The organism is Nonomuraea thailandensis (genome assembly GCF_024172165.1).
Taxonomy (GTDB): Bacteria; Actinomycetota; Actinomycetes; order Streptosporangiales; family Streptosporangiaceae; genus Nonomuraea; species Nonomuraea thailandensis.
On sequence record NZ_JAMZEB010000002.1, the window covers coordinates 7,756,000 to 7,777,629 of the forward strand.

At 71.7% G+C, this 21,630-nt stretch carries 20 protein-coding genes; 2 read left to right on the forward strand and 18 right to left on the reverse strand.

Annotated elements, in window-relative coordinates:
* From HD597_RS39340 to HD597_RS39385, 10 genes are all read right to left on the reverse strand, one after another.
* On the reverse strand, positions 1–804 hold the full coding sequence (locus tag HD597_RS39340) for an ABC transporter permease (protein ID WP_253749262.1): 804 nt from the start codon (positions 802–804) through the stop codon (positions 1–3).
* Positions 801–1,715 (reverse strand): ABC transporter permease, encoded by a 915-nt coding sequence (locus HD597_RS39345; protein WP_253749264.1) that lies wholly within the window; start codon positions 1,713–1,715, stop codon positions 801–803. Before HD597_RS39345 ends, HD597_RS39340 begins: the two co-directional genes overlap by 4 nt.
* Positions 1,712–3,535: an alpha/beta hydrolase family protein gene (locus tag HD597_RS39350; protein WP_253749267.1), complete on the reverse strand. Its 1,824-nt coding sequence runs from the start codon at positions 3,533–3,535 to the stop codon at positions 1,712–1,714. The genes HD597_RS39345 and HD597_RS39350 overlap by 4 nt, the downstream gene beginning before the upstream one ends.
* Complete coding sequence (locus HD597_RS39355) at positions 3,535–5,148, reverse strand: ABC transporter substrate-binding protein (RefSeq protein ID WP_253749280.1); 1,614 nt, start codon at positions 5,146–5,148, stop codon at positions 3,535–3,537. Before HD597_RS39355 ends, HD597_RS39350 begins: the two co-directional genes overlap by 1 nt.
* Before the next feature lie 139 nt (positions 5,149–5,287).
* Positions 5,288–5,770: a GNAT family N-acetyltransferase gene (locus HD597_RS39360; protein WP_253749282.1), complete on the reverse strand. Its 483-nt coding sequence runs from the start codon at positions 5,768–5,770 to the stop codon at positions 5,288–5,290.
* 140 nt (positions 5,771–5,910) lie between these two features.
* Positions 5,911–6,648, reverse strand: a complete 738-nt coding sequence (gene dapB, locus HD597_RS39365) for a 4-hydroxy-tetrahydrodipicolinate reductase (RefSeq protein ID WP_253749285.1) — start codon at positions 6,646–6,648, stop codon at positions 5,911–5,913.
* 51 nt (positions 6,649–6,699) lie between these two features.
* Positions 6,700–8,010, reverse strand: a complete 1,311-nt coding sequence (locus HD597_RS39370) for a M16 family metallopeptidase (RefSeq protein WP_253749287.1) — start codon at positions 8,008–8,010, stop codon at positions 6,700–6,702.
* Complete coding sequence (locus HD597_RS39375; RefSeq protein WP_253749289.1) at positions 8,007–10,340, reverse strand: polyribonucleotide nucleotidyltransferase; 2,334 nt, start codon at positions 10,338–10,340, stop codon at positions 8,007–8,009. Before HD597_RS39375 ends, HD597_RS39370 begins: the two co-directional genes overlap by 4 nt.
* 297 nt (positions 10,341–10,637) lie before the next feature.
* Positions 10,638–10,907, reverse strand: coding sequence for a 30S ribosomal protein S15 (gene rpsO, locus HD597_RS39380; RefSeq protein ID WP_090945762.1), 270 nt, complete (start codon positions 10,905–10,907; stop codon positions 10,638–10,640).
* A 158-nt stretch (positions 10,908–11,065) separates the two neighbouring features.
* On the reverse strand, positions 11,066–11,473 hold the full coding sequence (locus tag HD597_RS39385) for a VOC family protein (protein ID WP_253749291.1): 408 nt from the start codon (positions 11,471–11,473) through the stop codon (positions 11,066–11,068).
* A 79-nt stretch (positions 11,474–11,552) separates the two neighbouring features.
* Between HD597_RS39385 and HD597_RS39390 the strand changes: the two genes are divergently transcribed.
* Positions 11,553–12,152, forward strand: coding sequence for a TetR/AcrR family transcriptional regulator (locus tag HD597_RS39390; protein WP_253749293.1), 600 nt, complete (start codon positions 11,553–11,555; stop codon positions 12,150–12,152).
* Here the strand turns inward: HD597_RS39390 and HD597_RS39395 are convergent.
* Positions 12,142–13,068 (reverse strand): bifunctional riboflavin kinase/FAD synthetase, encoded by a 927-nt coding sequence (locus tag HD597_RS39395; RefSeq protein WP_253759656.1) that lies wholly within the window; start codon positions 13,066–13,068, stop codon positions 12,142–12,144. The two genes, HD597_RS39390 and HD597_RS39395, sit on opposite strands and share 11 nt — an antisense overlap.
* Before the next feature lie 93 nt (positions 13,069–13,161).
* Here HD597_RS39395 and HD597_RS39400 point away from each other — a divergent pair, with 93 nt between their 5' ends.
* Complete coding sequence (locus HD597_RS39400; RefSeq protein WP_253749295.1) at positions 13,162–14,181, forward strand: TRM11 family SAM-dependent methyltransferase; 1,020 nt, start codon at positions 13,162–13,164, stop codon at positions 14,179–14,181.
* Between the two features lie 6 nt (positions 14,182–14,187).
* Here the strand turns inward: HD597_RS39400 and truB are convergent, their stop codons facing one another.
* The 7 genes from truB to nusA form a co-directional block, all read right to left on the reverse strand.
* Complete coding sequence (gene truB, locus HD597_RS39405; protein ID WP_253749297.1) at positions 14,188–15,060, reverse strand: tRNA pseudouridine(55) synthase TruB; 873 nt, start codon at positions 15,058–15,060, stop codon at positions 14,188–14,190.
* Positions 15,061–16,101 (reverse strand): DHH family phosphoesterase, encoded by a 1,041-nt coding sequence (locus HD597_RS39410; RefSeq protein WP_253749299.1) that lies wholly within the window; start codon positions 16,099–16,101, stop codon positions 15,061–15,063. It abuts the gene before it with no gap.
* The gene (gene rbfA, locus HD597_RS39415; protein ID WP_253749301.1) at positions 16,098–16,556 is read right to left on the reverse strand and encodes a 30S ribosome-binding factor RbfA; all 459 of its coding nucleotides are present in this window, start codon (positions 16,554–16,556) and stop codon (positions 16,098–16,100) included. The genes HD597_RS39410 and rbfA overlap by 4 nt, the downstream gene beginning before the upstream one ends.
* A gap of 39 nt (positions 16,557–16,595) precedes the next feature.
* Positions 16,596–16,892, reverse strand: a complete 297-nt coding sequence (locus HD597_RS39420) for a DUF503 domain-containing protein (RefSeq protein WP_253749303.1) — start codon at positions 16,890–16,892, stop codon at positions 16,596–16,598.
* A gap of 117 nt (positions 16,893–17,009) precedes the next feature.
* Positions 17,010–20,210 (reverse strand): translation initiation factor IF-2, encoded by a 3,201-nt coding sequence (gene infB, locus HD597_RS39425; RefSeq protein WP_253749304.1) that lies wholly within the window; start codon positions 20,208–20,210, stop codon positions 17,010–17,012.
* A 112-nt stretch (positions 20,211–20,322) separates the two neighbouring features.
* Entirely contained in the window at positions 20,323–20,634 is a 312-nt protein-coding gene (locus HD597_RS39430) for a YlxR family protein (protein WP_253749306.1), read from the reverse strand.
* Positions 20,618–21,622, reverse strand: coding sequence for a transcription termination factor NusA (gene nusA / locus HD597_RS39435; RefSeq protein ID WP_253749308.1), 1,005 nt, complete (start codon positions 21,620–21,622; stop codon positions 20,618–20,620). The genes HD597_RS39430 and nusA overlap by 17 nt, the downstream gene beginning before the upstream one ends.
* Positions 21,623–21,630: the final 8 nt, after the last annotated feature.

Consider the following 21,630-nt stretch of genomic DNA (forward strand, 5'->3'; position numbering starts at 1 on the left):
TCAGCGTGCCCTTCCGCGCCGCTCGACGCGCTCGTGCAGCCAGTCGCCCACGACGTTGAGCGCGACCGCGGTGGCGATGACGGCCAGGCCGGGGGCGATGACGGCCCACGGGTTGGCCAGCAGTTGCGTGCGGTTGTCGGCCAGCGTCCGCCCCCAGTCCGGCGACCCGGCGGGCACGCCGAGGCCGAGGAACGACAGCGAGGCCAGGGAGACCAGCGCGTACGCGAAGTTCACGAACGCCTGCGCCAGGCTGACGGAGGCGACGTTGGGCCAGATGTGCCTGGTCATGATCCGCCAGGAGGAGAGGTTCTTGAGCAGGGCCGCTTCCACGTAGGGGCGGTGGCGCTGCTCCAGCACGGCACCGCGCACGGCCCGCGTGTCCGTCGGCGCGAACAGCACCACCAGCACGGCGATGGCCAGCGCGTAGCCGCCGCCGAGCACGCCCGCCACGACGATCGCGACCAGCAGCGCGGGCAGGGAGAACATCAGGTCGGCCCAGCGCATGGCCAGGGTGTCCGCCCAGCCGCCGAAGTAGCCGGCGGCCAGCCCGATCAGGTTCCCGATCAGCATCGACCCGGCGGCCACGGCGAGCGCGCCGGGCACGGCCGTGCGTGCCCCGGCGACCAGCAGTTCCAGCACGTCGCGGCCCAGGTCGTCGGTGCCCAGGGGGTGTCCCGGGCCTGGCCCGGTGATGCCGGTCATGAGGTCCTGCGCGGTGGCGCCGGGCACGATCCAGGGCGAGAACGCCGCTGCCACGCCGACGACCGCGAGCACGGCCAGCGCGACGTACGGTGGCCGCCTCACAGCCGCACCCTGGGGTCGGCGAGCGAGTAGCCGACGTCCACCAGCAGGTTGACGGCGGCGATGAGCAGCGTGAGGAGCAGCGCGAGCGCCTGCACGACGGGCACGTCCTTGAAGGTCACCGAGTCCACCAGCAGCGACCCCATCCCCGGCAGCGCGAACGTGACCTCCACCAGCACGGTCCCCGCCAGCATCCCGGTCACGACCAGCCCGGTCGCGGTGAGCACGGGCACCAGCGAGTTGCGGGCCGCGTAGTACAGCACGAGCGGCCCGCTGAGCCCCCGGGCGTGGGCGAAGACGACGTAGTCCTGCTCCAGCTCCCGCACCAGCGCGGCCCTGCTGTACCTGACGAGCATGCCCACCGCCCCGGCCGCCAGCGCGGCGGCGGGCAGCGTGAGGTGCCACAGCCCGCCGGTGCCGTAGACGGGGAACCACCCGAGCCAGAGCGCGAAGACCACGAGCAGCAGCAGCCCGACCGCGAACGGCGGCGCGCTCAGCCCCACGACCCCCGCGGTGACCACCAGCCGGTCGGCGATCCGGCCGCGCCGCAGCGCGCCGAGCACGCCGAGCGGCAGGCCGGCCAGCGCCGCCAGCAGCGTGCCGTAGCCGACCAGTCCCAGCGTGAGCGGCAGCCGCTGGCCCAGCATGTCCGCGACGGGGGCGCCCGTCCTGATCGAGGTGCCCAGGTCGCCGCCGAGCACGCCGCCGAGCCAGCGCAGGTACTGCACAGCGACGGGGTCGTTGAGGTGGTAGCGGGCCTGGATGGCGGCGATGGTGTCGGGGGTGGCGGGGCGGGTGCCCAGCAGGGTCTGCTGGATGGATCCCGGAGCCACGTACAGCAGGCAGAAGACGCCGATCGACAGCAGCAGCACGACGACGGCGGTGCCCGCGAGCCGGCGCAGCAGGAACCTCACGTCACCCCCAGCCAGCTGATCACCCGCCGTGCGGCGTCGGCCCGGTGTGCGGGCTCGACCAGCTCGTGCCCCTCACGAGGGTAAACGACCAGCTCAGTGCGTACGCCCGCGGCCGACCACGCCCGGTAGAGCTGCTCGGCCTGGCCGAGCGGGGTGGTCCTGTCCTGGTCGCCGTGCACGATGAGCGTCGCGGTGGTGACCCCGGCGGCGTGGTAGACCGGCGAGCGGGCGGCCAGGCTCTCCCTGCCCTCGGGCGTCGCCGGGTCGGCGCCCGCGTGGTAGAGCGGGTCGAAGCCGCCTGCCAGGTTGCTGGCGGTGGCGAAGCTGAGCCAGTCGCTCACGCCCGACAGGACGGCGGCGGCGCGGAAGCGGCCGGTGCGGGTGACGGCCCAGGCGGACAGGTAGCCGCCGTAGCTCAGCCCCATGATCGACAGCTGTTCCGGGTCGGCCACGCCGGTCGCGACCAGGTGGTCCACTCCCCTGAGCAGGTCCGTGAGGTCGGCGTCGCCGACCATCCCGATGACGGCCCGCGCGTACGCCTGCCCCCGGCCGCTGCTGCCGCGCGGGTTGGGCAGCAGCACGGTGGCGCCTGCGTGCGCGAGCGGCAGGGCGAGCTGGTTGGACTCGGCGGGCGCGAACGCGCTGGACCACAGCCAGGTGGGGCCGCCGTGCGCGATCACGACCAGCGGCCCCCTGCGGGCCGGGCCGGCGCGCAGGAGGAGGCCGGAGACGGGCAGTCCGTCGTGGCCCGACCAGGTGATCTCCTCCTGGTGCACGGCCAGCGGCGCCAGGTCGGTGTTGAGCGCGGTGATCTGGCGCCAGTCCCCGCCTTCCAGCGAGGCCACGGCGATCTCGGGCGGGCGCTCGGCCGTCTCCCACGTGGCGGCGGCCAGCCGTCCCGCGACGGAGAGCGAGGGCTGGCCGCCGCGCCCGCCCAGCGTGCCCCAGGCGGTCCACCGGCTCGTCACGCGGCCGTCCTCGATCACGCCGCCGTGCACCCCGGTGCCCGACCAGCCGGTGAACCACAGGGTGCGCTCGTCCAGCCAGCCGAGGTCGGTGACGTCGTCGAGGTCGGGGATCGGGCGGACGTCGCCCGTCTCCAGGTCGGCGTGCATGACGCGGCCCGAGACGATCGACAGGCCCTCGACCACGACCGCGGCCCGGCCGCCCGGCGCCAGTCTGGGACGGCTGAGCTGCCAGGGGGTGTGGTGGAGCGTTCTGACCTCGCCGGTGCGAGCGTCGGCGAGGTCGAGCCGTGGGCGGTAGTAACCGGCGGGGGTCTCGTCGGAGGAGGTGACGGCGAGCGCGCGGCCGTCGCGCCAATCGGCGTCCCAGGCGGTCAGGCCGGGCAGCACGATCTCGCGCGGCCGGTCGTCGCCGATCCTCAGCCAGGACAGGCGGCGCAGGCGGCCGCCAGGGGTCCTGACGAAGGGGTCGCTCGGGTCGTGCACGCGCAGGCCGAGGTGGCTGCCGTCGCGCTCGCTGCCGGGGTCGGCGTGGCGGACGAGCACCGTGCCGTCGGCGTCCGGCACGAGGTCCTCGATCTCGCCGGCCACCTCGGCCTGCCACAGCGGCCGCAGCCCGGCGTCCAGGACCCGCAGGGTGTGCGATCCGGACGCGAGCAGCAGGCGGCCGTCGGGCAGCCACCGGGTCAGGGCGTGCTCGCCGCCCGGCAGCGGTGTCAGCGTGCCGTCCAGGCCGGCCACGTGCGCCACGCCGTCGATCACGCAGGCGACGCGCCCGCCGTCCGGGTGCAGCGCGACGGACTCGGGGTAGCGCAGGCCGGCCAGCGCGGCGTGCACCTCCAGAGGATCGCTCATCAGCGGGCGGCCAGCTTCGAGGCCCACGGGCCGACGAAGAAGTAGGGCCCGAAGCCGCCGGCCGTGACGGCCTTGCCGAACGCGGTGGCCGCCTCGCCCCACCACAGCGGCTGGTACGGCACGTCGGCCGCGGCCCTGACCAGGGCCTGGCCCAGCAGCTCGCCCCTGGCGGCGTCGTCGGTGCTCGCCTTGGCCCGGTCGAGCAGGCCGGTGACCTCGGCGTTGTCGTACTCGGCGATGTTGGTGCCGTTCGCGCCGGTGGCGCCGCCGTGCAGGAGCTGCTGGGCGTACTCGGCGGGGTCGCCGGTGGTGGCGAAGTACCAGCCCAGGTAGATGCCGGACTCGTGCTTGCCCAGGTCGGCGATCCACTGCTCCAGCGGGACCTCCTTGACCTCCAGGGTGATGCCGATGCCCTTGAGGTTCTCGGCCAGCGTGAGGGCGGCGCGGCCGAGCTGGGGGCCGCTGCCGGGGTAGGTCAGCACGTCGGAGAAGCCCTGCGGCGTGGCCGAGCGGGCGAGCTCGGCCTTGGCCTCGGCCAGGTCGAAGCCGTACTGGGGGATGGTCGAGTACAGGTCGGTGACCGCGGCGGAGTCGAGGACGCCGCCCCACTGCGCCGGGTCGGGGATGGTGGCGGCCACCTTGCCGTGCCCGCGCAGGACGCTCTTGACGATGCCGTCCCGGTCCACGGCGTGCGCGACGGCCCTGCGCACGTGGACGTCGTCCCACGGCTTCTTGGCCGTGTTGAACGCGAGCGTGACCAGCGACCGGTCGCCCGCGGTCATGAGCTGCACGCCGGGGATGGACTTCCACTGGTCGATCTGCTCGGCGGGCACGTTCAGCGCGACGTCCACGGAGTCGCCGCGCATGGCCAGCAGCCGGGTCGACTCCTCGGGGATGAAGTCGATCCTGATCTGCCTGAACGGCGCCTTGCCGCCCCACCAGGTGTCGTTGCGCTCCAGCGTGACGTGCGAGTCGGGGGCGAACTCGGCCACCTTGTACGGCCCCGTCCCCAGCAGCCCGCCCTCCGGCGTGCCGATGCGCTCGCCGGTGGCCTCGATGAACTTCGCGCTCGTGACCAGCAGCGTGCCGGGCGAGGGCGTCCAGGCGAACGACGCGTCGGGCTCCTTGAGCGTGATCGTCACCTCGGCGTCGCCGGTGGCCTCGATCCGGTCCACGTTGGCGTAGGCGTAGGCGAACGCGGTGGTGGAGCCCTTCCTGGCGTGCAGGTTCAGGCTGGCGACGACGTCGGCGGCGGTCAGCGGGGCGCCGTCGGCGAAGGTCACGCCGGAGCGGAGCTTGTAGACGTACGTGGTCGCGTCCTTCCTGGCCCACGACTCGGCCAGGGACGGCTGGAGGCTGCCGTCCTGGCCGACTCCGACCAGGGCCTCCTGGACGAGGAGGGCGACGACGTAGTTCATGATGCCCGCCTCCTTGGCCGCGTCGAGCGAGCCGATGGACGACGGCAGGGCGACCCGCAGCGTGTCCAGGGAGCCGTCACCGGCGGGCGGCGCGGCGGGGTCGTCGGAGCCGCAGGCGGTCGCCAGCGCCGGGAGCGCCGCGACGAGCGCGGCGGCCCGCAGGAGAGAACGCCGGGAGAGGGGCAGTTCGGCCACCGGGGATCCTACTTTCACGCACCGACCGGCAACCCGCCTAGCTGCAGTGTCTACCGGTGTAATCCAACTGGCACATGAGAGTATTCGCTGGTTGCGTCACCGGTCAAACCCACCGGTCGAAGGGGAAATAGCGGGGCCCTCAGGCGGAGGGGCGGTGCATGACGACGCGCGGCGCGACCTCGATCCCCAGGTCGCGCTCCTGCCGCACGAGCGCCCGCAGCTCCGGCCCCCACCGCTCCCCGGCCATCACCGAGAAGCCGTGCCGCTCGTACCACGGCGCGTTCCAGGGCACGTCACGGAAGGTCGTCAGCGTCACGGCGGGAGCCCCGGCAGCGGCGGCGTGGTCGAGCACGGCGGCCATCAGCCGCCCGCCGATCCCCTGCCGCATGTGATCGGGCCGCACGGCGAGCTGCTCCAGGTGCAGGTTGCCGTCAACCCGGCCGACCAGCGCGAAGCCGACCGGCGGCTCCCCCTCGACCAGCACCGCGCCGGGGTCGTGCACCTCTTCGATCTGCGTGGTGCCGGGCGGGAAGACGATGCCCACCTGCTCGAACAGAGCATCGGCGGCCAACTCGACGGCGACCAGCCCCGGCAGCTCGCTCTTCTCAGCCCAGCGCACCATGGCGACACGATCTCATGTGCGGGGCGGATCCCGCCTCCCGTTATTAGGGTTGATGATCGTAGGCCCGGCTGTGCGGAGCCGGGGCCCCCTCCTCACGACGTGCCCATGCCCAGGACGGGTGTGGGCACGTCGTGTGCGGATCAGAGGTCGAGCAGCGGCTCGAGGCCGATCGTGAGACCGGGCAGCTCGCGCACCCTGCGCACGCCGAGCAGCACGCCCGGGGTGAACGCCGCCCTGCTCATCGTGTCGTGCCGGATCGTGAGGATCTCGCCGTCACCGCCGAGCAGCACCTCCTGGTGCGCGATCAGCCCGGACAGGCGCACCGCGTGCACGTGCACGCCGCCGACGTCGGCCCCGCGGGCGCCGTCGAGCGCGGTGCTGGTCGCGTCGGGCATGGCGCCGAGCCCTGCCTTGGCGCGAGCCTCGGACACGAGCTCGGCCGTGCGCCGGGCGGTGCCGGACGGCGCGTCGGCCTTGTTGGGGTGGTGCAGCTCCACGATCTCGGCTGACTCGAAGTAGCGGGCCGCCTGCTGCGCGAAGTGCATCATGAGCACGGCGGCGATGCCGAAGTTGGGGGCGATCAGGCAGTTGGTGCCGGGCTTGGCCGCCAGCCACCCGCGTACGGCCGCCAGGCGCCCCTCGTCGAACCCGGTCGTGCCGACGACGGGGTGGATGCCGTGGCCGATGGCCCACTCGAGGTTGCCCATGACCACGTCGGGATGGGTGAAGTCGACCACCACCTCGGCGCCTTCCAGGCCCTCGACGGGGTCGTCCTTGTCGAGCGCGGCCACCAGCTCCATGTCGCCGGCCGCCTCGACCGCCTTGCACACCTCGACGCCCACGCGCCCCTGGGCGCCGAGCACACCTACCCTGATCACAGGCTGAGCCTATCGTGCCGCCGCCCCGGCGAGCTCGGGCGGCGGCACGACTCAGCGGATGGCGTCGCCGAAGTCCTTGTCGCCGTACGGCCCGATCACGGCCAGCGTGAGCGGCCGGTTGAGCACGTCGCGCGCGACCTCGGAGATCTCGTCGGGGGTGACGGACTCGATGCGCGCCAGCACCTCGTCCACCGACATGAGCTCGTCGTAGACCAGCTCGTTCTTGCCGATGCGGGACATGCGCGAGCCGGTGTCCTCCAGGCCGAGCACGAGCCCGCCCCGCATCTGGCCCTTGCCCCGCATGATCTCGTCGGCGCTCAGGCCCTCGGCCACCACCCTGGACACCTCGTCCCGGCAGATCTTGAGCACGTCGTCGATCTTCGACGGCAGGCAGCCCACGTAGATGCCGAACTGCCCGGTGTCGGCGTAGGCCGAGGTGTAGCTGTAGGCCGAGTAGGCCAGGCCTCGCTTCTCCCTGATCTCCTGGAAGAGCCTGGACGACATGCCGCCGCCCAGCGCCGCGTTGAGCACGCCGAGCGCGAACCTGCGATCGTCGGTGCGGGCCAGGCCGGTCGTGCCGAGCACCAGGTTGGCCTGCTCGGTGGGCCGGTCGAGCACCGCGACGCCGGAGCGCGTCTCGGCGCCGGGGCCGCTGGTGCGCGGAGGCGCGAACTCGGCGGGGCCGCTCAGCGCGCCCGCCCGCTCGTACGCCCTGGTCACCAGCTCGACGACCTCCTCGTGCCGGACGTTGCCCGCGACGGACACGACCGTGGCCCGGGGCCGGTAGTACCGGTGGTAGTACTCGGCGATCCGCTCCTGCCCGAGGGCGTTGATCGAATCGACCGTCCCGAGGATGGGCCGCCCGATCGGCGAGTCGCCGTAGAGCGCGGCCGCGAACTGCTCGTGCACCACGTCGGACGGGTCGTCGTCGTGCATGGCGATCTCTTCGAGGATCACGCCCCGCTCGGACTCGACGTCGTCCTCGGTCACCAGCGAGCTGGTCACGACGTCGGCGAGCACGTCGACCGCGACCCGCAGGTCCTCGTCGAGGACCCGCGCGTAGTAGCAGGTGTACTCCTTGGCGGTGAAGGCGTTGATCTCACCGCCGATGCCCTCGATCGAGGCCGAGATCTCCATCGCGTCCCGCGTGGGCGTGCCCTTGAACAGCAGGTGTTCGAGGAAATGGGTGGCCCCCATGTGCTCGGGGGCCTCGTCACGCGAGCCGATGCCGACCCACATGCCGACCGCGACGCTCCGCACGGTCGGCATGGTCTCGGTCACCACGCGCAGCCCACCCGGGAGGACGGTGCGCCTTACCACCCCGGCTCCGTCCTTGCCGGGGTGCAGCGTGGTCGTCGTCACGAGTTCCGGTCGTCTCCCTCGGAGGAGCCGCGGGTGCGCACGCGGGTGCGGGTGCGGCGGGGCCGCTCCGACTTGTCCTCGCCGGCGGGGGCGGCGGACTCGGGCTGCTCGGGCGCGTCGGCCGGAGCCGCGTCACCCGCGGCGGCCTTCTCGGCGGCCTCCTTCTCGATGACCTCGACGGGCACCAGCGAGAGCTTGCCGCGGCCGTCGATCTCGGCGATCTCGACCTGGACCTTCTCGCCGACGCTCATGACGTCCTCGACGTTCTCGATCCGCTTGCCGCCGTGCAGCTTGCGGATCTGGGAGACGTGCAGCAGGCCGTCCTTGCCGGGCATGAGCGAGATGAACGCGCCGAAGGCCGCGATCTTGACGACCGTGCCCAGGTAACGCTCGCCGACCTCCGGCATGTGCGGGTTGGCGATGGCGTTGATCGCCGAGCGGGCGGCCTCGGCGGAGGGCCCGTCGGTGGCGCCGATGTAGATCGTGCCGTCGTCCTCGATGGTGATCTCGGCGCCCGTGTCGTCCTGGATCTGGTTGATCATCTTGCCCTTCGGGCCGATGACCTCGCCGATCTTGTCGACCGGGACCTTGATGGTGATGATGCGCGGCGCCGTCGGGTTCATCTCCGCCGGGGAGTCGATGGCCTCCTGCATCACGTCGAGGATCGCCAGGCGGGCGCCCTTGGCCTGCTTGAGCGCGCCGGCCAGCACGCTGGCCGGGATGCCGTCGAGCTTGGTGTCGAGCTGCAGGGCGGTGATGACGTCCTTGGTGCCGGCGACCTTGAAGTCCATGTCGCCCATGGCGTCCTCGGCGCCGAGGATGTCGGTCAGGGTGACGTAGGAGTCGCCCTCGCCGATCAGGCCCATCGCGATGCCCGCGACCATCTCCTTGAGCGGCACACCGGCGTCGAGCAGCGCCATCGTGGAGGCGCAGACCGAGCCCATCGAGGTGGAGCCGTTGGAGCCGAGGGCCTCGGAGACCTGCCGGATCGCGTACGGGAACTCCTCGCGCGTGGGCAGCACCGGGATCAGCGCCCGCTCGGCCAGCGCGCCGTGACCGATCTCGCGGCGCTTGGGCGAGCCCACCCGGCCGGTCTCACCGGTGGAGTAGGGCGGGAAGTTGTAGTTGTGCATGTAGCGCTTGGTGCGCTCGGGGTTGAGCGTGTCGATGACCTGCTCCATGCGCAGCATGTTCAGCGTCGTGATGCCCATGATCTGGGTCTCGCCGCGCTCGAACAGCGCCGAGCCGTGCACCCGGGGCACCACGTGCACCTCGGCCGACAGGGCGCGGATGTCCTTGGTGCCGCGGCCGTCGATGCGGATGCCCTCGTTGATGACCCGCTCGCGCATGAGCTTCTTCATGACCGAGCGGAACGCGGCGGAGATCTCCTTCTCGCGCCCCTCGAACTCGGGCAGGAGCTTCTCGGCGGCCAGCGCCTTGACCTTCTCCAGCTCGTTCTCGCGCTCCTGCTTGCCGGCGATGGTCAGCGCGGCGGCCAGCTCGGTCTTGATCGCGGCCTCGACGGCGGCGTAGACGTCGTCCTGGTACTCCAGGAAGACCGGGTACTCGGCCGTCTCCTTGGCCGCGACCCGCGCGATGCGCGACTGCGCCTCGCACAGCACCTTGATGAACGGCTTGGCGGCGTCCAGGCCCTGCGCGACCGTCTCCTCGGTCGGCGCGACGGCGCCCTCGGCGACCAGCTTCAGCGTGTCCTTGGTGGACTCGGCCTCGACCATCATGATCGCGACATCGCCGTCGTCGAGCACGCGGCCCGCCACGACCATGTCGAACGTGGCCCGCTCCAGCTCGGGGTGCGTCGGGAAGGCGACCCACTGGCCGTCGATCAGCGCCACCCGCACGCCGCCGATCGGCCCGGAGAAGGGCAGGCCGGCAAGCTGGGTGGACAGCGACGCGGCGTTGATGGCCACCACGTCGTAGAGGTGGTCGGGGTTGAGCGCCATGACCGTGGCGACGACCTGGACCTCGTTGCGCAGGCCCTTGACGAACGACGGGCGCAGCGGCCGGTCGATCAGGCGGCAGGTGAGGATGGCGTCCTCGGAGGGACGGCCCTCGCGACGGAAGAACGAGCCGGGGATGCGGCCCGCGGCGTACATGCGCTCCTCGACGTCCACCGTCAGCGGGAAGAAGTCGAACTGTTCCTTCGGCGACTTCGAGGCCGTGGTGGCCGAGAGCACCATCGTGTCGTTGTCGAGATAGGCGACGGCGGAGCCCGCCGCCTGGCGCGCGAGACGACCGGTCTCGAACCGGATCGTGCGCGTGCCGAATGAGCCGTTGTCTATGACGGCTTCAGCAGTGTGGACACCCTCCACGGGGGACCTCCTTGTGGTCGGTCTCCCGCGCCCTTTTCTCACCGGCACCCTCGTTAGGTGCAGCGCCGGTCTTCGATCGAAGCGCCCGGTCAAGTGCGTGTCTTACCGGAAGCCACTACCGAGGACCGGCCCGCAGGCGTCGCGGGTCGCATGGTGCTGAGCGGACGCGGGGGCTGTGTGTCTCGGATCTTCAGTTGTACGTCAGGCGCGGGGGCGATTCACGCCGCCACGCGTCCGACCGTATGGGGTCCTACCCCATATGAGAAGGGAGCGGCGCGGACGCCGCTCCCTTTCATGTTATCGGCGCAGGCCGAGCCGCTCGATGAGCGAACGGTAGCGCTGGATGTCGACCTTCTGCAGGTACTTCAGCAGGCGGCGCCGGCGACCGACGAGCAGCAGCAGACCACGACGGCTGTGGTGGTCGTGCTTGTGCGTCTTCAGGTGCTCGGTGAGCTCGCTGATGCGCTTGCTGAGCAGCGCGATCTGCACCTCGGGCGAACCGGTGTCGCCCTCGGCCGTCGCGTACTCACTGATGATGGTCTTCTTGGCAGCGGTGTCGAGGGACACGGCTCTCCTTCAATCTACGGACACGCGCGAATGAGATCGGAAGCGCGAACGACCGTGCGTGCCTACAGTCGCCGCGTGAAGGCCGTCATGGGCAGCGCGCAGCGCCGCCGCTACAGAGCCGACATGCAAGGTTACCACCTCATGTCCAATGCGCGGACTCACGTGGACACGTACGCGCCCGCGAACTCGCCGGACGGCGCGATGGGCGTGATGACGTCCACCAGCACGCCGTTGGGGTCGGCGACGATGAAGTGGCGCTGCCCGAAGGCCTCGTCACGCAGGGCCAGCTCGGGATTCAGCCCCTCCCGCTCCACCAGTCTGCCCCATTCCGCGTCCACGTCGTCCACCTCGAAGTTGAGCAGCAGGCCCGTGACCGGCCTTCGGTAGGCGGCGGGCAGGGTGGGGTGGGCGTGGTCGAGCAGGGCCAGCTCGTGGGGGCCGCGGCGCAGACTCACGTACCAGTCGGCCTCGAACGTCACCTCGAAGCCGAACAGCCGCACGTAGAAGTCCCTGGACTCGGCGACCTTGGCGGTGCAGATCACCGGATAGAAGCTGCTGAGCCGCATGCGTTCTCCTTTTCGCATACCAACGGTATGCGAAGGTACGCTAGTTCGCCTACCATCGGTATGTCAAAGGGGGGCGCGGGTGAACAGGGCCGAGCAGAAGGAACGCACCAGGCAGACGCTCGTGGCGACGAGCAGGCGGCTGTTCGCGTCCAGGGGTTACGCCGCGGTGGGCCTGGCGGAGATCGTGCGCGAGTCCGGGGTGACCAAGGGGGCCCTCTACCACCACTTCGAGGGCGGCAAGACGGCGCTGTTCCGCGCGGTGCTGGAGGAGGTGCAGCAGGAGGTCGCGGCGCGGGTGGTGGCCGCGGCGGAGGCGGCCGGCGATCCGTGGGAGCGGCTCAAGGCGGGCTGCGCCGCGTTCGTCGAGGCGAGCGCCGGGCCCGAGGCGCAGCGCGTCATGCTGATCGACGGCCCGGCGGTGCTGGGCTGGGCCGAGTGGCGCGCCATCGACGAGGCCACGTCGGCCTCCCACCTGGCGGAGGCGCTGGCGGAGCTGGTGGACGGCGGCGTGATCCCTCCGCAACCGGTGGCGCCGCTGACCCGGCTGCTGTCGGGCGCGATGAACGAGGCCGCCCTGTGGCTGGCCCAGTCCGCAGGCCCGGCCGACCTGCCCGACACGCTGGCCGCGCTGTCGACGCTGCTGGAGGGGCTCCGCCGGCAGGAGGCTCTCAGCTCGTGAGGCGGCGGGTCGCGTCCACGTCGGCGTGGATCTGCGCGATGAGCGCCTCGATCGAGTCGAAGCGCGTGTTGCCGCGCAGCCGCGCCGCGAACTCCACCGCCACGTGCACCCCGTACAGCTCCAGGTCATCGCGGTCCAGCGCGTACGCCTCCACCGTGCGCGGCACCCCCTCGAACGTCGGGTTCGTGCCGACCGAGATCGCCGCCGGCCACCGCTCCCCCGCGTACACCACGGGCAGGTTGGCCACCGGCACGCACTCCAGCCACCCCGCGTAGACCCCGTCCGCCGGGATCGCGGTGTACTGCGGCGTCTCGACGTTCGCGGTGGGGAAGCCGAGCTGACGCCCCCGCTGGTAGCCGCGCACGACCACGCCCTCCACCCGGTGCGGCCGGCCGAGCAGTTCCCCGGCCCGCGCCGCGTCGCCCTCGGCCAGCAGCTCCCGGATCAGGGTCGAGGAGACGCCGTCGAGCAGGGGCACGGCCTCCACCTCGAAGCCGTACATCTCGCCCAGCGTCCGCAAGGTCTCGACATCGCCCTTGGCGCCCTGGCCGAACGCGAAGTCCTCCCCCACCACCACGACCGCCGCCCGCAACCGCTCGGCCAGCACGCCGTGCGCGAACTCCTCGGGCGTCGTACGCGACAGCCCCAGCGTGAACTCCACCACGTCGACCTCGTCCACCCCGAGCCCCGCCAGCAGCTCGCTCCTGCGCCGCGCGCTGCCCAGCCGGTACGGATGCGACCCGGGCCGCACCACCTCGTCGGGATGCGGCTCGAACGTCACGGCCACGCTGCGCAGCCCCCGCTCACGGGCGACGGCCACAGCGCGCTCGACCACCCGCTGGTGCCCGCGGTGGACCCCGTCGTACACGCCGATGGTGACGACAGACCTCTCCGAACCCTGCACGCCAGGCCCCATTCGCTCGTCATCTGCTCGTTCGCGGAACAACCCGTACAAGCCTGCCATGCGCCGCGGCCTTCCCTCCAATCGAGGGGACTATCATCGGGCATCATGCCTCGTTACGCGCTTCTGATCCTGCCTGCCTTCAACCGGGTCTACGGCGAGAGCTCCATCCGGCTGACCCGTGCCGAGCTGGCCGTCTTCAGCGCGCGGGCCCTTGAGGGCGAGATCCTGGGCAGCGACGAGACGCGCATCGGCGGCGTGCCGTACGTGACGTTCGAGACCTCTCAGCCGCTGAGCGAGCCCGACGTCCACCTGCTGTCGAACCTGTCGTCCGTCTACGCGGTGTTCGGCCTCGAAGGCGACCTGCTCAGGCCCCTCGGCATGCGCCCGCGCGACCGGCTGAGCAGCGATCTGATCACGATCCAGAAGTACGCGGGCAAGACCAACGAGCACTTCACCAAGCTGCTGCTCAACGTCACCGCGCTGGCGGGCGACAAGGGGCTGGGCGACGGGCTGCAGGTGTTCGACCCGATGTGCGGCCGCGGCACCACCCTCAACCAGGCCCTCATGTACGGCTACGACGCCTACGGCCTCGACGTGGACGGCAAGGACTTCGAGGCCTACACCGGCTTCATCAAGACCTGGCTGCGCAACAAGCGGCTCAAGCACACCGCCGAGATCGTGCCGGTGCGCCGCGAGCGGGCCCTGGCCGGGCGGCGGCTCAACGTCACGTTCGGCCTGTCGAAGGAGGCCGTCAAGGCCGGCGACGTGCAGCACCTGACCGTGGTGAACGCCGACACGCTCAAGAGCCGCGAGTTCTTCAAGCCGCGCTCGTTCGACGTCCTGGCCACCGACGCCCCCTACGGCGTCCAGCACGGCAGCAAGGGCGGCGCCGGCCTTTCACGCAGCCCCCTGGAGCTGCTGGCCAAGGCCGTGCCCGGCTGGGCCGAGCTGCTGCGCCCCGGCGGCGCCATGGGCATCGCCTGGAACACCTACGGCGGCAAGAGCGAGGAGCTGGCCAGGATCCTCACGGACGCCGGCCTCCAGGTGATGGACTACCCCGACTTCGAGCACTGGGTGGACCAGGCGATCGTGCGCGACATCATCGTCGCCCGCAGACCGGCCTAGCCGTACTCAGCCCACGAAGACGGCGAGGGGCCTGGCCGTCCGGCCCTGCTCCTCGACCAGCGCCAGCAGCTCGCCCTCCGGCCCGAACACGCCGATCGGCCCCTTGCCGAGCCCCGCGGAGGGCAGCCGCCCGCCGTGCCCGATGACGCGGGCCTCGTCGGCCGTGACGTCGCGGCGCGGGAAGGCCGCCGCCACCGCCTCTCCGATGGGCAGGATCACGCACTTCTCGGCGAGCTGGTCGATGCTTCTGGCCAGCGACAGGTCGTACGGCCCCACCCGGGTGCGCCGCAGGCTCGTCAGGTGGCCGCCCACGCCGAGTGCCGCGCCCAGGTCACGGGCCAGCGCACGGATGTAGGTGCCGCTGGAGCAGGTGACGACGGCGTCCACGTCCACGACGTCGCCGCCCGCCCTGATGTCGAGCACGTCGAACTGCCGCACCGTGACCGGCCTGGCCACCAGCGCGACCTCCTCGCCCGCGCGGGCCTTCTTGTAGGCCCGCTCGCCGTTCACCTTGATCGCGCTGACCTGCGGCGGGACCTGCATGATCTCCCCGGTCAGCGCCGCTACGCCCTTGTGGACCTCGGCCGCGGTGACGCCCCCCGCCGAGGCGGTGGCGACGACCTCGCCCTCGGCGTCGTCGGTGTTGGTGCTCACGCCGAGCCGGATCGTGGCCTCGTACACCTTCTCGGTCAGCGTCAGGTGCCCCAGCAGCCTGGTCGCCTTCTCCACGCCGACCACCAGCACGCCCGTCGCCATCGGGTCGAGCGTGCCCGCGTGCCCCACCCTGCGGGTGCCCGCGATGCGCCGCATCTTGGCCACCACGTCGTGCGAGGTCCACTCGCCGGGCTTGTCGACGATGATCAGACCGCTCTCGGCCATCTAGGAAAGCCTCCGCAACTCGCGCCGGAACTTCGCCATGGTCTCCTCCACGGTCTCGTACGAGGTGTAGCCCGCCGCGTTGTGATGGCCGCCGCCCCCGAGGGCCGCGCACACGGCCGCCACGTCCACGGTGCCCTTGGACCTGGTCGAGACCTGCCAGTCGCCGTGGTCGTCCTCCTTGAGCACGACCGCGACCTCGGCCTCGTCGGCGCGGCGCACGATGTCGATGATGCCTTCGAGCTCGGAGTACGGCAGCCCGTACGCGGCCCGGTCGACCCGCGACACGTACGTCCACACCAGCCCGCCCTCCAGCGTCACCCGCTCCAGCGCGTTCGCCAGCACCTTGAGGTAGCCGAACGGCGAGCGGTCCCACAGCTCGCGGGCGATCTCGTCGGTGCGCAGCCCGGTCGCCACGAGCCTGGCCGCCATGTGGTGCACGGCGGGCGTGGTCGAGGAGTAGCGGAACGACCCGGTGTCGGTCACCAGCCCCGCGTACAGACAGGTGGCGATGTCGCGGTCGAGCCGCCCGCCGAGCCGGTAGACGAGCTGCTCGGCCAGCATGGCCGTGGCCGCCGCGTTCGCGTCGATGAGGTCGAGCGTGCCGAACCCCGTGTTCGACGGATGGTGGTCGACCACGATGACCTCGCGCGCCGAAGCGGCGTTGGCCCCCAGCAGCCCCACCCGCTCGAACGTCGAGCAGTCGAAGACGATCATCAGGTCGGGCGCCTCCGGAAACTCGTCCGGTGGCACCAGCATCTCCTGGCCTGGCAGGAACCCCAGCAGCCTCGGCACCGCGAAGATCCGGTCGCCGAACGAGGCCACCACCCGCTTGCCCATCGAGCGCAGCACGAACGCCACGGCCAGCATCGACCCCAGAGCGTCGCCGTCGGGGTTCACGTGGCAGGCCAGCGCGATCTCGTCGTGCCCGCCGATCAGCCGCAACGCCCGATCCCACGACGCCTCGGGGATCGGGCAGCCCTCCTCGGGAAAGCGCTCCAGGCTCGCCGGGCGGCCCGTCCTGTCGCGCACGTCGGGCGTCACGCCTGATCGTCCTTGATCACCTCGACGTCTTCCTCGTCGTCGGGCTTGCGGTAGGGGTCGGCCTCGCCGGCGTAGGCGGCACTCTCGGCCTGCCGCGCCACCTCGGCGTCGCGCGCCCTGGCAGCGTTGATCAGGTCGTCCAGGTGGCGCGCGTTGTCGGGCAGCGGGTCGTGCTTGAACGTCAGCGTCGGAGCGAACCGCACCCCGGTCTGGCGGCCCACCTCGGAGCGGATGATCCCCTTGGCGCTTTCGAGGGCGGCGGCACTGTCGGACCGCTCCGCTTCGGAGCCGAACACCGTGTAGAACACCGTCGCGTCGCGCAGGTCAGCGGTGACGCGCGTGTCGGTCACGGTGACGAAGCCCAGACGCGGATCCTTGATCCGGCGCTCCAGCATCTCGGCGACGATCTGCTGGATGCGGTCGGCGAGCTTGCGCGCTCGTGCGGCATCCACCATGTTGGCTCCCCCTCACGCACGACCAGGCCGTGCAGTCGTTCAGTCTTCGTCGTTGTAGAGCCGGTGCCGGGCCGACAGCAGCTCGATCTCGGGGCGGAAGGCCACCATGCGCTCGCAGGCGTCCAGCACCTCCTTGCAGTTACCCGCGGAGGCGGAAACCACCGCCACGCCGACCTCCGCTCTGCGATGCAGATCGAGATGGCCGGTCTCAGCCACCGCGATGCTGGGATAACGGCGCTGGAGCTCGGCGATCAGCGGCCGTACGACAGAGCGCTTCTGCTTCAGCGATCTGACGTCGCCGAGCAGGATGTCCAGGGTCAGAGAACCCACATACATCGTTGGCAACCACCGCTTGGCTGGGTGTGTGAGCACGACCGGCCTGCTGCGGTGGGAAGCAGGCCAGGGCGTGCGAGAGGCGCCCGGCGGATGTCCCGCCGGGCGCCCGGCCGTGCGTCACACGCGCGGCTTCTCCCGCATCTCGAACGTCTCGATCACGTCGTCGAGCCTGATGTCGTTGTAGCCGACACCGATACCGCACTCGAAGCCCTCGCGGACCTCGGTCGCGTCATCCTTGAAGCGACGCAGGGACGAGACGGTCAGGTTGTCCGCGATGACGACGCCGTCGCGGATGACCCTGGCCTTGCTGTTGCGGACGATCAGACCGGAGCGGACCAGAGCACCGGCGACGTTGCCGATCTTCGGCACCTTGAAGACCTCGCGGACTTCGGCCGTGCCCATCTGGACCTCTTCGAACTCGGGCTTGAGCATGCCCTTGAGCGCCGCTTCGATCTCCTCGATCGCCTGGTAGATGACCGAGTAGTAGCGGATGTCGACGCCCTCGCGCTCGGCCAGGTCGCGCGCCCGGGGCTCAGGCCGGACGTTGAAGCCGATGATGACCGCGTTGTCGTCGGCGACGGCCAGGTTGACGTCGTACTCGGTGATCGCGCCGACCGCGCGGTGCAGGACACGGAGCCTGACCTCGTCGCCGACGTCGATCTTGAGCAGGGCGTCTTCCAGAGCCTCCACCGAACCGGACACGTCACCCTTGATGATGAGCTTGAGCTCGTCGACGCGGCCCTTCTCGAGGTCGCTGAACAGCTCCTCGAGGGTGCGGCGACGGCTCGACTTCGCCATGTCCGCGCTGCGCTTGCGCGCCGCGCGCTGCTCGGCGATCTGCCTGGCCATGCGGTCGTCGGTGACGACGATGAAGTTGTCACCCGCGCCCGGCACGGCCGTCAGACCCATCACCCGGACGGGGTAGGACGGCGTGGCCTCCTCGACCGCCTCGCCGGTGTCGTCGAGCATCGCGCGGACGCGGCCGAAGGCCTCGCCACACACGATCGAATCGCCGACGCGCAGCGTGCCGCGCTGGACCAGGACGGTCGCGACAGGGCCACGGCCCTTGTCGAGGTGCGCCTCGATCGCGATGCCCTGGGCGCCCATCGACGGGTTGGCCCGCAGGTCGAGCTCGGCGTCGGCGGTGAGCAGGATCGCCTCGAGGAGGTTCTCGATGCCCGTACCGTTCTTGGCCGAGATGTCGACGAACAGCGTCGAGCCGCCGTACTCCTCCGCCACCAGGCCGTACTCGGTGAGCTGGGCCCGCACCTTGTTCGGGTCCGCGCCCTCCTTGTCGACCTTGTTGACCGCGACCACGACCGGCACCTCGGCCGCCTGGGCGTGGTTGAGGGCCTCGATCGTCTGCGGCTTCACACCGTCGTCGGCCGCGACCACCAGCACCGCGATGTCGGTGGACTTGGCGCCTCGGGCACGCATGGCGGTGAACGCCTCGTGACCCGGGGTGTCGATGAAGGTGACCTTGCGCTCTTCGCCCTCGTGCGTCGTGGAGACCTGGTAGGCACCGATGTGCTGGGTGATGCCACCCGCCTCGCGCGCCACCACGTTGGTCTTGCGGATGGCGTCGAGCAGCTTGGTCTTACCGTGGTCGACGTGACCCATGACGGTCACGACCGGCGGACGCGCGGCCAGGTCGGCCTCGTCGCCCTCGTCCTCGCCGAACTCGATGTCGAAGGCCTCGAGAAGCTCGCGGTCCTCCTCCTCCGGGCTGACGACCTGGATGTCGTAGTCGAGCTCGGCGCCCAGGAGCTGCAGCGTCTCCTCGTTGACCGACTGCGTCGCGGTCACCATCTCGCCCAGGTGCAGCATGATCTGCACGAGCGAGGCCGGGTTCGCGCCGATGCGGTCGGCGAAGTCGGACAGCGACGCGCCGCGCGGCAGGCGGATCGTCGCGCCGTTGCCGCGAGCGACCTGCACACCGCCGATCGCCGGCGCCGACATGTTGTCGAACTCCTGGCGCCTCTGACGCTTGGACTTGCGGCCACGCGCGGGACGGCCACCGGGACGCCCGAAGGCTCCCGCGGTGCCGCCGCCACGGCCACGGCCACCGCCACCGGGACGGCCGCCGAAGCCACCGCCGCCGCCACCGGGACCACCGGTGCCGGTGCGCTGACCGCCGGGACCGCCGCCGCCACCGGGACGACCGGCGAAACCGCCGCCGCCACCGGGACGACCGCCGCCACCGCCACCGCCGGGACGGCCACCGCCGCCACCGCCGGGACGACCGCCGCCGCCACCGCCGCCACCCGGACGGCCACCGCCGCCGGGGCCGGCAGGGCGACCCTGCGGCATCATCATCGGGTTGGGACGCGGGCCACCAGGACGGGGACCGCCCGCACCGCCACCGCCGCCGGGACCCGGACGCGGGCCACCGGGGGGCGGGCCGGGACGCGGGCCCGGAGTGGGCCTGTCGCCACCGCGGCCCTGCGGCGGACGCGGCATCGCGCCGTCGCGCGGCGGACCGTCACGACGCTCGCGCTGGCCGGGGCCGCCGCCTTCGCGGTTGCCGCCCGGACGCGGCGGACGGGACTGACCCATGCCGCTGGCGTTGGAAGAGAACGGGTTGTTGCCCGGGCGCGGGCCACGGGGACCCGGCCTCGGACCGGGGCCGGGACGCGGACCGCCGCCGCCCGGCGCGCCGGGACGCGGCGCCTGCGCGGAACCGCCGCGCTCGCCACCACGCTCGCCACCACGGTCACCGCCGCGGTCACCACGGTCACCGCGCTCGCCACCGGCGGGGCCGGGACGCGGACCGGGCTTGGGACCCGGACCCGGACGCGGGCCACCGCCCTGCGGGCCCGGACGCGGGCCCGGGGCCGGACGAGCGGGCGCGCCGCTCTCGAAACGTGCCTGCGGGGCACCGGAGGTCTCACCGCGCGCGGCCTCGGGCTGCTGCTGCGGCTGCTGGTGCGGCATCGCCACCGGCGGGCGCGGCTGACCGCCGCCCTGCGGGCCACTCTGCGGACCAGCCTGCGGGCCGGGACGCGGACCGGGCTTGGGGCCCGGGCCGGGACGCGGCGGAGCTGGGACAGGCGCCTGCCCGGCGCCGTTACCGGCCTGGCCTTCGGCCGGCCGGGGCGCAGCCCTTGGCGGCTGCGGCTTGTTGGACGGCTGACCGCCGCCCCTGGAGGGGCCACCCTTGGATGCCCCCAGCGCTTCGGTGAGCCTGCGGACCACCGGCGCCTCGATGGTGGAGGACGCCGAACGGACGAACTCTCCCATCTCTTGGAGCTTGGCCATGACGACCTTGCTCTCGACGCCGAACTCCTTAGCGAGCTCGTATACCCGGACCTTCGCCACTGCACTCCCTTACTCGGCCCGGGAGGCTGGCTGTGCCGTCCGGACCGTCGCTACCTTGACGTCTTCATCGCCGCGTGCTCATCAGGCGCTCATAGCAATCTGACTCCGCCCATCAACTCGGCGTCCTACATGACATTTCTTGGTCTCCCTCCAGGTGCGCTCGCACGGGCGAGCTGTCAAGCGGCCCCGGCACGCGGAACGCGCGCGGGAACGCTCGGCGCCGCTCGGCAAGCTCCAGACAGCTCAGGGACGGATGCAGCGATGCACCTCGCCCCGGGAGCCGTCCGCGCAGGTCAGGGACCACTTGGCCCTCGACCCGCACCAGACGGAGCAGCTCGGTCTTAGCCTCGCGAGACCTACAGCCCACACAGGTGCGCTGTGGGACCGCTTGGCCACCATATTCCAGCTTACCGTGTTGACGCATCTACGGAACCGGCGGCGTCCTCGGCTTGGGTGTCAGGCCGGATGTCGATCCGCCATCCCGTGAGTCGCGCGGCAAGCCGGGCGTTCTGTCCCTCTTTGCCGATGGCCAGCGAGAGCTGGTAGTCGGGCACCGTGACCCGCGCGACACGGCCTTCGAGATCGAGAACCTCGACGTGGGAAACGCGTGCGGGCGACAGGGCATTCCCCACGAACTCGCCCGGCTCCTCCGACCAGTCGATGATGTCGATCTTCTCGCCGTGCAGCTCGGTCATCACGTTGCGGACCCGCGAGCCCATCGGGCCGATGCACGCGCCCTTGGCGTTCACGCCCTGCTTGCGCGACCTGACGGCGATCTTCGTCCGGTGGCCCGCCTCGCGCGCCACCGCCGCGATCTCCACGGTGCCGTCGGCGATCTCCGGCACCTCCAGCGCGAACAGCTTCTTGACCAGCCCGGGATGCGTGCGCGACAGGGTGACGGAGGGGCCCTTGTGCCCCTTCTTCACCTGCACCACGTAGGCGCGGATGCGCTCGCCGTGCACGTACTCCTCGCCGGGCACCTGCTCGGCGTGCGGCAGCACGGCCTCGATCTTGCCCAGGTCGACCAGCACCAGGCGCGGGTCCTTGCCCTGCTGGATCACGCCGGAGACCAGCTCGCCCTCGCGGCTGGCGAACTCGCCGAAGTTGATCTCGTCCTCGGCGTCGCGCAGCTGCTGCAGGATGACCTGCTTGGCGGTGGTCGCGGCGATCCTGCTGAAGTTGTTGGGCGTATCGTCGAACTCCCTGACGACCTCGCCGTCCTCGTCGAGCTCGGCCGCCCAGATCGTGACGTGACCGCTGCCGCGGTCGAGCTCCGCCCGCGCCTTGGAGGCCGCGCCGTCGGTGCGGAAGTACGCGATCAGCAGCGCGTCTTCGATCGCCTTGACGACCAGGTCGAAGGAGATGTCCTTCTCCCGCTCCAGGCTGCGCAGGACGCTCATGTCGATGTCCACGACGGCTC